At 63.8% G+C, this 14,882-nt stretch carries 16 protein-coding genes and 1 pseudogene; 11 read left to right on the plus strand and 6 right to left on the minus strand.

Translation table 11 applies throughout. From position 1 onward, the window contains the following. The first annotated feature begins 8 nt into the window (after positions 1-8). From pdxH to RMET_RS13295, 3 genes are all read left to right on the plus strand, one after another. Positions 9-647: a pyridoxamine 5'-phosphate oxidase gene (gene pdxH, locus RMET_RS13280; protein ID WP_011517218.1), complete on the plus strand. Its 639-nt coding sequence runs from the start codon at positions 9-11 to the stop codon at positions 645-647. A 214-nt stretch (positions 648-861) separates the two neighbouring features. Then, positions 862-2,103, plus strand: coding sequence for an SAM-dependent methyltransferase (locus RMET_RS13290; protein ID WP_008646259.1), 1,242 nt, complete (start codon positions 862-864; stop codon positions 2,101-2,103). A 3-nt stretch (positions 2,104-2,106) separates the two neighbouring features. Further along, positions 2,107-3,177: a DUF72 domain-containing protein gene (locus RMET_RS13295; RefSeq protein WP_011517219.1), complete on the plus strand. Its 1,071-nt coding sequence runs from the start codon at positions 2,107-2,109 to the stop codon at positions 3,175-3,177. Here RMET_RS13295 and msrA read toward each other — a convergent pair. Further along, entirely contained in the window at positions 3,174-3,716 is a 543-nt protein-coding gene (gene msrA, locus RMET_RS13300; protein WP_011517220.1) for a peptide-methionine (S)-S-oxide reductase MsrA, read from the minus strand. The two genes, RMET_RS13295 and msrA, sit on opposite strands and share 4 nt — an antisense overlap. Before the next feature lie 286 nt (positions 3,717-4,002). On the opposite strand from msrA, the gene RMET_RS13305 reads away from it, so the two are divergent. Beyond that, a complete protein-coding gene (locus tag RMET_RS13305; protein ID WP_024569952.1) occupies positions 4,003-4,563 on the plus strand; it encodes a flavin reductase family protein in 561 nt (186 codons plus the stop codon). A 1-nt stretch (position 4,564) separates the two neighbouring features. Here RMET_RS13305 and RMET_RS13310 read toward each other — a convergent pair whose 3' ends face one another. Further along, positions 4,565-5,044, minus strand: a complete 480-nt coding sequence (locus tag RMET_RS13310; RefSeq protein WP_011517222.1) for an Lrp/AsnC family transcriptional regulator — start codon at positions 5,042-5,044, stop codon at positions 4,565-4,567. Between the two features lie 151 nt (positions 5,045-5,195). On the opposite strand from RMET_RS13310, the pseudogene kynB reads away from it, so the two are divergent. The 3 genes and pseudogenes from kynB (at position 5,196) to kynA (ending at position 8,057) form a co-directional block, all read left to right on the plus strand. Beyond that, positions 5,196-5,852, plus strand: a pseudogene (kynB, locus tag RMET_RS13315) (arylformamidase). Positions 5,853-5,887: 35 nt separating this feature from the next. Then, on the plus strand, positions 5,888-7,144 hold the full coding sequence (kynU, locus tag RMET_RS13320; RefSeq protein WP_011517224.1) for a kynureninase: 1,257 nt from the start codon (positions 5,888-5,890) through the stop codon (positions 7,142-7,144). 13 nt (positions 7,145-7,157) lie between these two features. Then, entirely contained in the window at positions 7,158-8,057 is a 900-nt protein-coding gene (kynA, locus tag RMET_RS13325; RefSeq protein ID WP_011517225.1) for a tryptophan 2,3-dioxygenase, read from the plus strand. Positions 8,058-8,119: 62 nt separating this feature from the next. Here kynA and RMET_RS13330 read toward each other — a convergent pair whose 3' ends face one another. After that, complete coding sequence (locus tag RMET_RS13330) at positions 8,120-8,944, minus strand: IclR family transcriptional regulator (RefSeq protein WP_011517226.1); 825 nt, start codon at positions 8,942-8,944, stop codon at positions 8,120-8,122. Positions 8,945-9,166: 222 nt separating this feature from the next. Here RMET_RS13330 and RMET_RS13335 point away from each other — a divergent pair, with 222 nt between their 5' ends. Next, positions 9,167-10,360, plus strand: coding sequence for an acyl-CoA dehydrogenase (locus RMET_RS13335; RefSeq protein ID WP_008642309.1), 1,194 nt, complete (start codon positions 9,167-9,169; stop codon positions 10,358-10,360). 155 nt (positions 10,361-10,515) lie between these two features. Here RMET_RS13335 and RMET_RS13340 read toward each other — a convergent pair whose 3' ends face one another. Beyond that, positions 10,516-11,154 carry a peroxiredoxin gene (locus RMET_RS13340; RefSeq protein WP_011517227.1) on the minus strand — a complete coding sequence of 213 codons (639 nt, stop codon included), beginning with the start codon at positions 11,152-11,154 and terminating at the stop codon, positions 10,516-10,518. 305 nt (positions 11,155-11,459) lie between these two features. Between RMET_RS13340 and RMET_RS13345 the strand changes: the two genes are divergently transcribed. The 3 genes from RMET_RS13345 (at position 11,460) to RMET_RS13355 (ending at position 12,833) form a co-directional block, all read left to right on the plus strand. Beyond that, complete coding sequence (locus tag RMET_RS13345) at positions 11,460-11,777, plus strand: DUF883 family protein (protein WP_029307306.1); 318 nt, start codon at positions 11,460-11,462, stop codon at positions 11,775-11,777. Positions 11,778-11,922: 145 nt separating this feature from the next. Beyond that, positions 11,923-12,300: a phage holin family protein gene (locus tag RMET_RS13350; RefSeq protein WP_008642301.1), complete on the plus strand. Its 378-nt coding sequence runs from the start codon at positions 11,923-11,925 to the stop codon at positions 12,298-12,300. Beyond that, positions 12,297-12,833: a DUF3318 domain-containing protein gene (locus RMET_RS13355; RefSeq protein ID WP_011517229.1), complete on the plus strand. Its 537-nt coding sequence runs from the start codon at positions 12,297-12,299 to the stop codon at positions 12,831-12,833. The genes RMET_RS13350 and RMET_RS13355 overlap by 4 nt, the downstream gene beginning before the upstream one ends. Here the strand turns inward: RMET_RS13355 and RMET_RS34175 are convergent, their stop codons facing one another. Both RMET_RS34175 and RMET_RS34180 read right to left on the minus strand, forming a co-directional pair. Next, positions 12,834-13,553 carry a GGDEF domain-containing protein gene (locus RMET_RS34175; RefSeq protein ID WP_011517230.1) on the minus strand — a complete coding sequence of 240 codons (720 nt, stop codon included), beginning with the start codon at positions 13,551-13,553 and terminating at the stop codon, positions 12,834-12,836. Then, positions 13,475-14,809, minus strand: coding sequence for a PAS domain-containing protein (locus RMET_RS34180; RefSeq protein ID WP_049799752.1), 1,335 nt, complete (start codon positions 14,807-14,809; stop codon positions 13,475-13,477). The genes RMET_RS34175 and RMET_RS34180 overlap by 79 nt, the downstream gene beginning before the upstream one ends. Positions 14,810-14,882: the final 73 nt, after the last annotated feature.

Raw genomic sequence — 14,882 nt, forward strand, 5'->3', positions numbered from 1 at the left:
TACGCGACATGACCCAACTCGCAGACCTGCGCCGCAACTACATGCTGAGCGCGCTTTCCGAAACCGACGTCGCTCCCGACCCGATTCGCCAGTTCCAGTCGTGGTTCGACGAAGCCATGCAAGCCAAGCTGCCTGAGCCGAACGCCATGACGCTGGCCACCGTGGGCGCCGACGGCCAGCCGTCCGCGCGCATCGTGCTGCTCAAGGGCATGGATGCCGACGGCTTCACATTCTTCACCAATTACGAAAGCCGCAAGGGCGTTGACCTGCTGGCCAACCCGCGCGCGGCTCTGTTGTTCCATTGGGTGCAGCTCGAGCGGCAGATCCGCGTCGAAGGCATCGTCGAGAAGGTCGAGGATGCGGAGAGCGACGCCTACTACGCGTCGCGGCCGCTCGGTTCACGCCTGGGTGCCTGGGCATCCGAACAGAGCCGCGAGGTTGCTGGCCGCGACGTGATCGAAGCGCGCGAAGCGGATTTCCGCAACAAGTTCGGCGAGAACCCGCCGCGCCCGCCGCACTGGGGCGGCTACAGGCTCAAACCGACTTGGATCGAGTTCTGGCAAGGCCGCCCTTCGCGCCTGCACGATCGAATCGCCTATCGCCAGAACGCTGATGGAAACTGGCAAATCGTGAGGCTCTCGCCCTGACGCCATCAGCGTCTGCGAGGTCTGATAGACATTTGTCCAATGAAGGACCTGCACTGCACAATTTCAAAAATTGGCGTAAAGTTTGACGGTTGCTGCACCGGCTATGCACCGGTGCGCACCCCAAGGCCAGCGCTGCGTATGAACGCGCAGTGATCGCAGCAGACCGTGGGGCATTCGTTCGAGAGGGATAACCAACCAATCGGGAGAAAGCCGCATGTTTTTCAAGCAGACCCTGGACAAGCAACTCGATAGCTGGATTGCCGATGTGCGCGAGCACTCGAATTTGCCCGTCAAGCTCCGACTCTGGAATGGCAGTGAATATCAGCTCGGCAGCTTTGACAGACCCGCCGTCACGCTGACCGTGCGCGAAGCCTCCGCGCTGCCGTTCTTGCTAGTACCCAGCCTGGACAATCTCAGTGAAGCGTATGTCCAGGAGAAGATCGACCTCGATGGGCGCCTGGCCGACATCATCAAGGTGGGATACGGTCTCTCCGCCGCCGCCGCACGCCGTGCGGGCGGCGTGCTGAACAAGGTGGCGCAGCATTTCACGCACACCAAGGCCGAGGACAAGGCGTCGATCCAGTATCACTACGACGTTTCCAACGACTTCTACAAGCTCTGGCTCGATCCGAACATGGTCTATTCATGTGCGTACTTCGAGAACGGCAACGAAGACCTGGCCACCGCGCAGATCAAGAAGATCGACCATATCCTGACCAAGATCCGCTTGGAACCTGGGCAGACGCTGCTCGACATCGGTTGCGGCTGGGGCGCGCTGGTGCTGCGGGCCGCGCAAAAGTTTGGCGCCAGGTGCGTGGGCATCACGCTGTCACAGAACCAGTTCGATCTGGCGACCGCGCGCGTGAGGGCTGCGGGCCTGCAGGACCGCATCGAGATCCGCCTGCAGGACTATCGCGACATCAGCGGGCAATTCGACCGCATCACGAGCGTCGGCATGTTCGAACACGTCGGCAAGGATAACTTGCCGGGTTATTTCGCCCGTATGCGCGACCTGCTGGCCGAAGGTGGCGTGGCGATGAACCACGGCATTACCGCCACCGACCCAGACAGCGGCGAGATACCGATGGACGGTTCGGGCTTCATGGATCGCTATGTGTTCCCGCAGGGCGAGCTGCCGCATATCGGCATGGTGCTGACCACGATGCAGAAGGGCGGCCTCGAAGCCTTCGACGTGGAACTGCTGCGCCGCCACTATGCGCAGACGCTGCGTCACTGGGCGGAGAATTTCGAGACCAATGCCGATACCATCCGCGAGATGGTCGGCGAGAAGAAATTCCGCATCTGGCGCATCTATCTGGCGGGCTGCTCACATGCATTCACAAGCGGGAAGATGTCGATCTACCAGGTGGTATGCCAGAAGGCCGATCGCAATGCCGACACATTCCCGACGTCGCGGCGTTATATTTACGCGTCTCCGATCGGTACGCCTTCCTGACGCTTGACTGAGAACCTCGACCTATTCGGCGATGCCCCGGCATCGCCGCCCGTTGCGAAGTCCACTGCCCGACCTGCGGCGGGCGATCCCGAAAATAAGAAGCCCGTTGGCAAGATCGTCCAGCCTTGGACGCCCGACGCCGCGTTGCAGGCGCTCGCGAAGCAACTGCCGCCAAACCTCTACTTCGGCACCTCGTCCTGGTCCTATCCCGGCTGGCACGGCATTACCTACGACGGCCAGTACACCGAGAGCCTGCTGTCACGCAAAGGTCTGCGTGCCTGTGGCCAGCATCCGCTGCTGCGCGCGGCTGGCATCGACCGCGGTTTCTACGGCCCGATTCCATTGGCCGATTACCTGAACTACGCCTCGCAGGTGCCCGAAGACTTCCGCTTTCTGGTCAAGGCGCCCGCCAGCGTGTGCGACGCATGGCTGCGCGGCCCCGATGGCGCCGGTCGGCTGCAGAACGCCGCGTTCCTCAATGCCGAGATCGCAATCCGCGACTTCATCGAGCCGGCCACGAGCGGGCTCGGCCCGCGCTGCGGCCCCCTGCTGTTCCAGCTTTCGCCGCTGGCTGGCATGGCTGACGACGGCCCCGCTTTCCTGGCACGGCTCGACGCGTTCCTTGCCGAACTGCCCGCGCTGGACCGCGCGGTGACGCCAAATGCCTGCTATGCGGTGGAGATCCGTGACGCGGCGCTGCTGACGCCACGCTACATCCGTATGCTGCGCGAGCGCGGCGTGCGTTTCTGCCTGGCCGCGCGTGACCGTCTGCCACCCGTGCAACGTCAGGCTGCGGCGCAGGCATTGATGGACGATGGCGCGCCCGGCCCGCTGGTCTTGCGCTGGATGCTGCGCGAAGGCCGGTCCTATTCGATGGCCGAGCAGGCATTCTCGCCATTCGACAAGCTCGTGGACGAAGATGCCGAAACGCGCCACGCCATCGCTGACGTGGTTGTGCGCACGCTGCGCGCCGGCCAGCCCGCCCATGTCATCGTCAGCAATAACGCCGAAGGCTGCGCGCCGTTGAGCATCGCGCGGCTCGCTGAGGTAATCGCCGGGAAGCTGGCGACCTAGCGCCGCATCCGGTGCGAGAAATCGCGCCTGAATTTCGTCAGCTTCGGCGAAATCACGAATGCGCAATACCCTTGCGCCGGGTGCTCCTGGTAGTAGTTCTGGTGGCTGGCCTCGGCGGGCCAGTAGGGTTGCTCCGGCTCCACCTGTGTCACGATCGGCGCATCGTAGACATGCTCGGCAGCCAGCTTGCCAATCACATACTCGGCGACCGCGCGCTGCGCCTCCGAGTGCGTGAAGATGCTGGAACGGTACTGTGTGCCGACATCGTTGCCCTGCCGGTTCAGTTGCGTCGGATCGTGGATCGAAAAGAAGATTTCAAGGATCTCGCGATAGTTGATCGCGGACGGGTCGAATGTCACCCGCACCACTTCGGCGTGCCCGGTATCTCCCGCGCAAACCTCGTGATAGGTGGGCTGGCTGACGTGCCCACCCGTGTATCCCGATTCCACCGCGCGCACACCGGCGACCTGTTGGTAGACCGCCTCCAGACACCAGAAGCAGCCGCCACCGAGCGTGGCGATTTCAAGGCCATGGTCCATTTGCTCGTCCCCCTTCCAGTCGCGGACGCCACGCTGGCTCGCGCAGGCGTCCTGTCTAGGATAAGCACTTGGCGCGCTTGCTGCCGACTTTAAAGCGCCCGGACGGCTTCCAACGTCACTTCAGCGGTGATTGGCTGGACTCCGCTACAATCGCAGGCAACGTTGGCTCGCCTGCTTTGTGCGAAAAACCACTGAAAACATCGCAAACGCGGATTAGGTTGATACGCGTTGAATGCATGGCGGCCATCCCGATATGAAGATCATGGATTTGTGTGAAGCCCGAGACATGGGCATACCCGAGGCCGAGACCCCAATCATGGCGCGCAAGGCCACCGCCCCCGATTTCGATAGCCAGCATTTCAAGCGGGCGCTGTCGCAGTTCGCCACCGGCGTGACCGTGATCACGACGCGCGCGGCCGGCCACCCGCACGCCAACGGCGCACCGTTCGTCGGCATCACCGCGAGTTCGTTCAACTCGGTATCGCTCGATCCGCCGCTGGTGCTGTGGAGCATGGCAACCCGCGCCAACAGCCTGCCGATGTTCCGCGACGGCTCGCACTACATCATCAACGTGCTGGCGGCATCGCAGCTCGACCTCTGCCAGCGCTTCGCCACGCTCAAAGGCGACCGGTTCGCCGGCGTCGACTATCGTCTTTCCGCCACCGGATTGCCCATCCTTGCCAACGCGCTGGCATGGTTCGAATGTCACAACCGCAGCCGCTATGACGAAGGCGACCACGTGATTTTCGTCGGCGAGGTCGAACGTTGCGGCATATTCGATACCGGCGGACAGCCGCTGGTATTCCAGGGCGCCCAGTTCTCCACGCTTTCGCCGCTCGACCGCTAGGCTAGCCGCCCGCTTCCTTCACGATCGCCAGCGGCGATCCGTCGGTCTTGATCCGCTGCAGGACGATGTTCGAGCGGATATCCATGACACCCGGCGTGCGATAGAGCCGGTTCACAATGAAGTCCGAGTAGTGCTTCAGGTTGCGCGCCTGAACACGCAGGATGTAGTTGCTGTCCCCCGTGATCACATAGGCCGTGAGCACTTCCGGCCACGTCTGCACGACCGCGTTGAACGTGTCGTGCCACCCCTCCACGTCGTGCCGCATCGATACCTGCACGATGGCCTCGATCTCCAGCCCGAGCTTTTCGGCGTCGAACCACGCGTGGTAGCCGCCGATTACGCCACTCTCTTCCAGCAACCGCACGCGCCGCAGGCACGCCGACGGCGACAGCGCCACGCGGTCGGCCAGATCCTGGTTGCTGATGCGGCCGTTCTCCTGCAGGCACGTCAGGATGCGCAAATCGATCGAATCAAGGTTCATTTCGCAAAATCCACGAATTTCTAGAATTGATACGCAATTTTATGCGAAAGAAGGCCAAATCGACGGCCCATTTCGCAAGGCTTTTTTCGGGTAGTTTGACTATGATGCCCACACACACCGCGCCCGAAAAAAAGCGCAGACGCGAGACACCATGCCCCAAGCCCCCCAACTCCACGACGGTCGCCGCATCTGGGATATTTCCCCAGCCGTTTCGCCCGCCACGCCGGTCTGGCCTGGCGACACACCGTTCCAGCATGACCCGGCCTGGCAACTCGACGAGCATTGCCCGGTGAATGTCGGCCGCATCACGATGTCGCCGCACACCGGCGCCCATGCCGACGCCCCGCTGCACTACGCGGCGGATGGCGCGCCGATCGGAGCCGTCCCGCTGGACGCCTAACTGGGCCCGTGCCGGGTGATCCACTGTATTGGCGCAGCACCGCGCGTGGAGCCGCAGCACATCGCGCACGCATTGGCCGGCACGCCACCGCGCGTGCTCTTGCGCACCTACGCGCAGGCGCCGCAAGGCAAATGGGATTCCGCTTTCTGCGCCGTGGCGCCGGAGACGATCTCGCTGCTGGCCCGCCATGGCGTCCGGCTGATCGGCATCGACACGCCGTCGCTCGATCCCGAAACCTCGAAGACGATGGACGCGCACCACGCCGTGCGTGACCACCAGCTTGCCATTCTGGAAGGCATCGTCCTCGACGAGGTGCCGGCCGGCGACTACGAACTGATCGCGCTGCCGCTGCGCCTGGCCACGCTTGATGCGAGCCCGGTGCGCGCCGTGCTGCGCGAGCTCCCCTGACATTCACGAACCGATTTCGAACGGACGAAGACCGCATGACAACGCTGACCCGAGCACACTGCCAGACGCTGGACCGGGATGACCCGCTCCGCGCACTGCGCGAACAGTTCGCCCTGCCCGAGGGCGTGATCTACCTCGATGGCAACTCGCTGGGCGCACGCCCGCGCGCCGCCGCCGCGCGCGCCGCGGAAGTCGTGAGCGAGGAATGGGGCAATGGCCTGATCCGCAGCTGGAATACCGCGGGCTGGTTCGACCTGCCGCGCCGCCTGGGCAACCTGCTGGCTCCGCTGATCGGCGCCGGCAATGACGAGGTAGTGGTCACTGACACGACATCGATCAACCTGTTCAAGGTGCTGGCGGCCGCGCTGCGCGTGCAGCGCCAGCGCGATCCGGCCCGGCGCGTGATCGTGTCGGAGGCCAGCAACTTCCCGACTGATCTCTATATCGCCCAAGGCCTGGCCGATCTGCTGCAGCAAGGCTATGAAGTCCGGCTGGTCAACAGCCCGGACGAGATCGACGCCGCCGTAGGCGCTGACACCGCCGTGCTGATGCTCACGCACGTCAACTACAAGACTGGCGAGATGCTCGACATGGCCGGCCTGACCGAACTGGCGCACGCACGCGGCGTGCTGACCGTTTGGGATCTGGCCCACTCGGCCGGCGCCGTGCCCGTGGCGCTCAATGTGGCCAAGGCCGATTACGCGATCGGCTGCACTTACAAGTACCTGAACGGCGGCCCGGGCTCCCCGGCTTTCGTCTGGGTAGCACCCGCGCTGCGCGACCAGTTCTGGCAGCCGCTGTCGGGCTGGTGGGGCCACGGCGCGCCGTTCGCGATGTCGCCGCAGTACGAACCGGCGCAGGGCATCGGCCGCTTCCTGTGTGGCACGCAGCCGATGACGTCGCTGGCCATGGTCGAATGCGGCCTGGATATCTTCGCGCAGACCAGCATGACCGCGCTGCGCGCCAAGTCGCTGAAGCTGACCGATCTGTTTATCGAACTGGTCGAGGCCCGCTGCGCCACGCACCCGCTCTCGCTGGTCACACCGCGCGACCACACGAAGCGCGGCAGCCAGGTCAGCTTCGCGCACCCCGACGCCTACGCGCTGGTAGCCGCGCTGATCGAGCGTGGCGTCATTGGCGACTATCGCGAGCCGGGCATCGCCCGCTTCGGCTTCACGCCGCTCTACACGAGCTTTACTGAAGTGTGGGACGCCGTCGAGATCATCCGCGACGTGCTCGACAGCGGCGTCTATCGTGACGCGCGCTTTGCCGTGCGGACGGCGGTGACCTGAGCGGGAGTCGATCATGAGCGAATTCAAGGGATGCCCGATGGGGCACGGAGCCGCCCCGCAAAACGGTGATGGCGGTGATAGCGGTGATACCGGCAATGGCTGGCACGGCGCGCAAATGGATTTCGCGCGCGACATGAGCTATGGGGACTACCTGGGCCTGGACCAGATCCTGAGCGCCCAGCATCCGCTGTCTCCGGATCACAACGAGATGCTGTTCATCGTCCAGCACCAGACCACCGAACTCTGGATGAAGCTGATGCTGCACGAGCTGCGCGCGGCGCGTGATGGCGTCAAGTCGGATCAGCTTCAGCCGGCATTCAAAATGCTGGCGCGCGTCTCGCGCATCATGGATCAGCTCGTGCAGGCGTGGAACGTGCTGGCGACGATGACGCCGCCCGAGTACTCGGCGATGCGCCCATACCTGGGGGCATCGTCCGGCTTCCAGTCATACCAGTATCGCGAGATCGAGTTCATCCTCGGCAACAAGAACGCAGCCATGCTGCGTCCGCACGCGCATCGGCCCGAACATCTCGAACTGGTGGAGACCGCGCTGCATACGCCGTCGATGTACGACGAGGCCATCCGGCTGATGGCCCGCCGCGGCTTCCAGATCGACCCCGAGGTGGTGGAACGCGACTGGACTCAGCCGACGCAGTACAACGCATCGGTGGAAGCGGCCTGGCTCGAGGTCTACCGCAACCCGTCGGCCCACTGGGAGCTCTACGAACTCGGCGAGAAGTTCGTCGATCTGGAAGACGCGTTCCGGCAATGGCGCTTCCGCCACGTGACCACAGTCGAGCGCGTAATCGGATTCAAGCGCGGCACCGGCGGCACCGAAGGCGTCAGCTATCTGCGCAGGATGCTGGACGTGGTGCTGTTTCCGGAACTGTGGAAACTGCGGACAGACCTGTAGTACCTGCTGGTTTGCTCCCCTCCCCCCAATTCATGGGCGAGGGGAGCGCATAGCTGCGGCACTCAGACTTGTCGCCCGGCCGGGTCCGACAGCCGCGTGGCCAACGCCTGCAACGCAGGCGCCAGCTTCTCCCGAAACACCTCCTCGCCGACGGCGCCATACGATGCGCTGCAGCTGAGCATGTGCAAATCCTTCTCCCCCACCGGACGAAACGCCACCGCGCACGCGTGAATGGCGGGATGCCAGTCACGGAACGACGCCGCATAGCCGTCGCGCTCCGCCGTCGCCAATGCCGCGCGCGTCAGTGCTTCCTGTGCCTTCCATTGTTCCGGGAACGCCTGCGCGAACTCGGCCAGCACGCGATCGCGCCGGGCCTGCGGCAGCGCAGCCAGATAAGCCCGCCCCATCGAACTCGATACCAGCGACAGGCGCGATCCCACGCCCAGGCCGAGCATCGCGCCCGCGTCGTTCCGGATCGACTCCAGGTAGATGACTTCCAGCCGCTCGCGCTTGCCCAGCGACACAGACACGCCGTGCTGCTGCGCGAATGCCAGCATGTGCGGACGCGCCAGCGCCACCACGCCGGAGGCCGACAGGTACGAGAACCCGAGTGCCAGCACGCCGGCATCGAGCGCATACTTGCCCAGGCTGTCGTCATAGCGAAGGTAGCCAAGCTGCACCAGCGTGCCGGCCAGGCGGCTGACCGTCGCCTTCGGGAAGCCGGTGCGGCGCACGAAATCCTGATTGCCGAGCATGGTCTCCCCCGTGCGGAAACAGCGCAGCAACTCCAGTCCGCGCGCCAGCGCAGTAACGAAGTTCGGATCGCTTTCGCGTTCACGCGGGGCCGGCTCCGCGGCTGGCGCGACGGATTCGGATGAAATGTCCAAGGCGAAACTCCAGATGGGGTTGGTCGATTGCCGAACGCAAATCTCCGGGGCGCGAGATTTCCCCTGTTGCGCCGCGGATCGGTTCGGCTATACTAGCTCATCGGAACAAGGTTCCGCAATGCGGAACTTAAGAAATTCCACCCGATTTCCATTTCGTGTCGTTTTTCCCGGATTGTGTGAAGGCTACAGGCCTTCCTCGCCACACCAAAGAAGGAGACCTCCATGGCTGCCAACGCCGAATTCAACTGGGCTGACCCGCTGTTGCTCGACCAGCAACTGACCGCCGACGAACGCATGGTGCGTGACGCCGCCGCGGCTTACTGCCAGGACAAGCTGATGCCGCGCGTGCTGCAGTCCTTCCGTAACGAGAAGACCGATGTGGAGATCTTCCGCGAGATGGGCGAACTGGGCCTGCTCGGCCCGACCATCCCCGAGCAGTACGGCGGCCCCGGCCTGAACTACGTCAGCTACGGCCTGATCGCGCGTGAAGTGGAGCGCGTGGATTCGGGCTACCGCTCGATGATGAGCGTGCAGTCGTCGCTGGTCATGGTCCCGATCTACGAGTTCGGCACCGAAGCCCAGAAGCAGAAGTACCTGCCCAAGCTGGCCACCGGCGAGTGGATTGGCTGCTTCGGCCTGACCGAACCGAACCATGGCTCGGACCCGGGCTCGATGGTCACGCGCGCCAAGAAGGTGGCTGGCGGCTACGAGCTGACCGGCGCCAAGATGTGGATCACCAACTCGCCGATCGCCGACGTGTTCGTGGTGTGGGCCAAGCTGATGGGCGACGATGGCAAGGAAGCCATCCGCGGTTTCATCCTGGAAAAGGGCTGGAAGGGTCTGTCGGCCCCGGCCATCCACGGCAAGGTTGGCCTGCGCACGTCGATCACCGGTGAAATCGTGCTGGACCAGGTATTCGTGCCGGAAGAGAACATCATGCCGGGCGTCAGCGGCCTGAAGGGTCCGTTCACCTGCCTGAACTCGGCCCGATATGGCATTGCCTGGGGTGCGCTCGGTGCTGCCGAATTCTGCTGGCATACCGCACGCCAGTACACGCTGGACCGCAAGCAGTTCGGCCGCCCGCTGGCCGCCACCCAGCTGGTGCAGAAGAAGCTGGCCGACATGCAGACCGAGATCACGCTGGGCCTGCAAGGCTGCCTGCGCCTGGGCCGCATGAAGGACGAAGGCACGGCCGCGGTGGAAATCACCTCGATCATGAAGCGCAACTCGTGCGGCAAGTCGCTCGACATCGCCCGCGTGGCGCGTGACATGCTCGGCGGCAACGGTATTTCCGACGAGTTCGGCGTGATCCGCCACGTGGTCAACCTCGAGGTGGTCAACACCTACGAAGGCACGCACGACATCCACGCGCTGATCCTGGGTCGCGCGCAAACTGGCCTCCAGGCATTCTTCTGAAGCTGGAAGCATGAAAAAAGCCCGGTCTTGAGTCATCAAGCCGGGCGGAAGCACACTACCAAGGAGACGACGGGCAAGCCCGCCGTTTTACGACATCATTAGAAAGGTCAGTGGCACTGAACCGGGCCCGGGGGCAAACCCCGGGCCCGGTTTTTTCACTTGTTGGGCTGCGGCGTCAGACGCAGGTACGGACGTACGGCCTTGTAACCCTTCGGGAATTTCTGGCGGATGACCTCTTCGTCCTTCAGCGAGGGCACGATCACCACGTCGTCGCCGTCCTGCCAGTTGCCCGGCGTGGCCACGCTGTGATTGTCGGTGAGCTGCAGCGAATCGATGACGCGCAGGATCTCGTTGAAGTTGCGGCCGGTGCTGGCAGGGTATGTAATGATCAGGCGGACCTTCTTCTTCGGGTCGATCACGAACAGCGAACGCACCGTCAGGGTTTCGTTGGCGTTCGGGTGAATCATGTCGTATAGCTCGGACACCTTGCGGTCACCGTCGGCCAGGATCGGGAAGTTGACCGTGGTCGACTGGGTGTCGTTGATGTCCTGGATCCAGCCGTGATGCGATTCCACACTATCCACCGACAGGGCGATCGCCTTGACGTTGCGCTTTGCGAACTCTTCTTTCAGCCGGGCGGTCAGGCCCAGTTCGGTCGTGCACACCGGGGTGTAGTCCGCCGGATGCGAAAACAGGACACCCCAGCCATCGCCGAGCCAATCATGGAAGCGGATGCGGCCTTCGCTCGATTCCTGTTCAAAATCCGGTGCGATATCGCCAAGACGCAGTGCCATCGGGGGTCTCCTGAAACAACAGTAAATAAACGTAAGGAATGACGTGCAAACACAGGGAACCGAGCTTAGTTGGATTGCCTTCCAACCCAAACGAATATAAAGTCACTACAAAATCACTCGAAGTCATAAAGACTTGCGGTGACCACGCTTTGACGTCCCCCTGCCCTGGCGCACTACGGCCGAAACAAGGGCGTGGCAAGTGACAGCAGTATGGATTTGCGGATTCAGGCTTGAAACGATGGCAGGCCGCCACATATGCTACTTGGACGACAAGAAACGCCACAAGCCAGGGCTGGCAAGGCAAAATGTCACTACTTGAACCAACCGCCCGCAAACAGGAGAAACTAATGAGCGATGTCAAGACCGTTCTGTCCGATGCCGAGGAACTGCTGAAGCAAGCGGCCTCGACCACCGGGGAAAAAGCTGCCGAACTGCGCGAGCGTGGCATGGGCCTGCTGAAGCAAGCCAAGGAAAAGGCCCAGGATCTGCAAGATGCCGTGGTCACCAAGAGCAAGGCCGCCGCACGCGCCACCGATGACTACGTGCATGACCACCCGTGGCGCGCCGTGGGCGTGGCAGCCGGTGTGGGCCTGCTGATCGGTCTGCTGCTGAACCGCAAGTAATACCTATCGCAGCACGGCGTCCTGGCCGCGCATCTGCGCCGGACGCCTTGGCCCGAGGCCCGGTCCGCGGCACTGCCCGCCGCACCGGGACCTTTTCATTGCAGATGCCGCCACTGCGGGCGCATCGATCCTTCGCCGGAGCCGCATGAGCGAATCCCCTTCCCCCAAGTTCCTGGAGTCCGTTCGCAACCTCGCCAGCTCCGTGGTGTCGATGCTCCAGACGCGCCTGGAACTGGCCAGTGTGGAATTGGCCGAGGAGCGCGGCCGGCTGATGAAGGTTGCGCTGCTGGCGTGCTTCGGACTCGTCTTCTTCAGCATGGCGCTGATGACGTTCACGCTGCTGGTCGCCATCGTATTCTGGGAAACCTACCGCTGGCAGGCCCTCGGCATCATCATCCTGGCCTACCTCGCCTGCGCCGCGATCTGCCTGTTGCTGGCGCGCCGCATGGTCCGACGCGCGCCGCCGCTGTTCGAAGCCACGCTGGCCGAGCTCGACAAAGACAGGGAGATGCTGCGCCGATGACCACGCCCGCCGACGATTCGACCAACCTGGGCCAGCGCCACGAGCATGCGCGTCCGGTCCGATTCTCCAAGGAAGTCCGGCTGCCGCTGGAGATCCGCAAGGAACTGCTGATCACCCGCGCGGCGCTGGAACGCTACGACGCCGTGCAGGCGCTGCACAACGTCAAGGGCGGCGTACGCCGGATGACCAGCCTCGGCAACTGGCTGCCAAACCTGACCCACACACCCGGCTGGCTCAAACTGCTGGGTCTGACGCGCGAATATCCGATGGTCAGCACGGCGATCACGCTGGCGCTACCGCTGCTGCGGCGCACACCGATCGGCCGTGTCGCCTGGAAGGTCTCGAAGCTTGGGGTCGTGGCCGGCGCCGGTTATTGGGCCATCAAGACCTGGCAGTCCGTGCGGGGCGTACCGGCGAATGCTGGCACATCAAAAGCGCCTACGCCAACCGCACCGACCGAGGTCGTCGACACCGGCTTCCGCGATCCGCTGGTGAAATCTCCACCGGCAACCTCCACCCCACCCCAATCCTGACTAGCTGACCTCCACGCGATTGCGTCCGGCACGCTTGGCCCGATAACAGGCCACATCGGCGGCGCCGAGCGCGTCTTCCGTGTTGGAGGTCCGCTCATCGAGCCGGATCAGCCCCACGCTGACGGCGACCGAGAACACATGCCCCCGGCAGATAAAGCGGAACGCAGCAATCGCCTGACGCAGGGATTCCGCCACCCGTTCGCCATCACTCGGCAAGCAGTGTTCGAGCAGCACCGCGAATTCGTCGCCACCCAACCGCGCCAGCGTATCGCTACGGCGTAGCTGCTGGCGCATGAGATCGGCGATCTGGCAGAGCAGTTCGTCTCCGGCGGCATGGCCACACGTATCATTGACAGCCTTGAACCGATCCAGGTCGAGGTACATCAGCGTGTGCGTGCACCCCTCCTGCCGGGCCCGCAAGATTGCCGTTTCGAGCCTGCGCTCGAACTCGGGCCGATTCACCAGCCCGGTCAACGGATCATGGCTGGCTTCATAGGCCAGCTGGGCCGCCTGCGCGCGTTCCAGGCTGACGTCGTGGAGCACGACCACCACGCCGATGGCCTGCCCAACCTTGTCCCGGATCAGCGCCACGGAAGGTTTGACGACCACTCTCGCCGAAGACTCGCCCGCCGAACGCCGGCTCAGCACCGTGACAGTCTGGCTCGGCCACGTCCCGGCCAGCGCAGCGCGCGTGGCACTAGATCGGTCACCAGATCGCATGTAACTTCATCGGTCAGCGGACAAACCTGAGGCAGGAAACAACCGGCGGCTTCGGCCTCGGTCCAGCCCGTCATCGCCTCGGCCACCGGGTTGAGCGAGTCAATCCGTCCCCAGACATCGGTCGTGATCACTGCCTCGCCAATTGCCTGGAGCGTGACCTGCGCCCGCTCCTTTTCCGTATGCAATTGCGCCTCGAAGCGCTTCCGGTCCGAGATGTCGCTGAGCGAGCCTGCCATGCGCACGGCCTTGCCAACCGCGCTGCGCACCATGCGGCCCCGCGCCCGCGTCCAAAGATATCCCCCTGCCTTCTTCCGTAGTCGCAGCTCGATGTCATACGGGGTGCCCTTGCGCATGTGCCCCGACAGGCGGCGCCCCAGCTCGGTGACGTCATCGGGATGGGTCAGTGCCATCAAGGTCTCGACCGCGTGCGGGAGTTCGTTGGCGCGATAGCCGAGCATTTCCGCGCACCGAGGGGAAAAATAGAGTTCTCCGCGATGCGGATGCCAGTCCCACAGGCCGTCGTTGCTGCCGGCCACCGCCAGTTGCAGGCGTTCCTCACTGGTCGACAGTGCGGCGCGTAGCTGCCGCTCCTTGATCATCATGCTGCGTGACACCCACGTGACCCACGCAAGCAACGTCACCGCCACCGCAATCGAGCTCCACGTCAGCAGCGCGCGCACGCGCCGCGAAGCTCTGCCTAGAGTCGAGGAGAATGCCGCCTCCTGGGGTGTCAGCCGATTGTCGATATCGACGATCTCGCGCCGGATAGGCGCCACGCAGCGGGCATCGCAGTCGCCAGCACGAAAGCGCCCGCGCAATGTCCGGGACAGCGTGTCGAGCCGGGCGATATCGACATCGGCTGCCGCCCAGATCTCGATAGCTTCGTCGATCTCCGCGACGCCGCGGAACGTGCGGTAGAGCCGGATCATTCCGGAGATGTCGTCGGTATGATTGCCGCCGATCAGCAGCCCTTCGACCGCCCGCGTATGGTCATAGCGCGAATGCTTTTCCAGTTCGATACGCGCCTGACGATCGCCAAGCGGCACGGCGATGGCAGCAAGGTATGCGTCGTAATCGGTATCGAGCTGGCTGCGGGAATAGTTGAGCAAATGCAGGACCGCCGCCTTCTGTCCCTTGGTCCAGAGGCTTTCCCCGGCGACGAAGCTGCGCGCGGCAGATAGCACATCCACGCTGGCAATGCAGAACAAGGCCAGCGCCACAACCACCGGAACGAACGGCCAGATGAGGCTCGACACTTGCTCACCGGCCGGCAGACTACCTTCACCAGCTCGCCGCATTGGAGACTTCCCGTGCCGGACGTTCCGGCAC

It is taken from the genome of Cupriavidus metallidurans CH34, assembly GCF_000196015.1.
Classification (GTDB): Bacteria; Pseudomonadota; Gammaproteobacteria; order Burkholderiales; family Burkholderiaceae; genus Cupriavidus; species Cupriavidus metallidurans.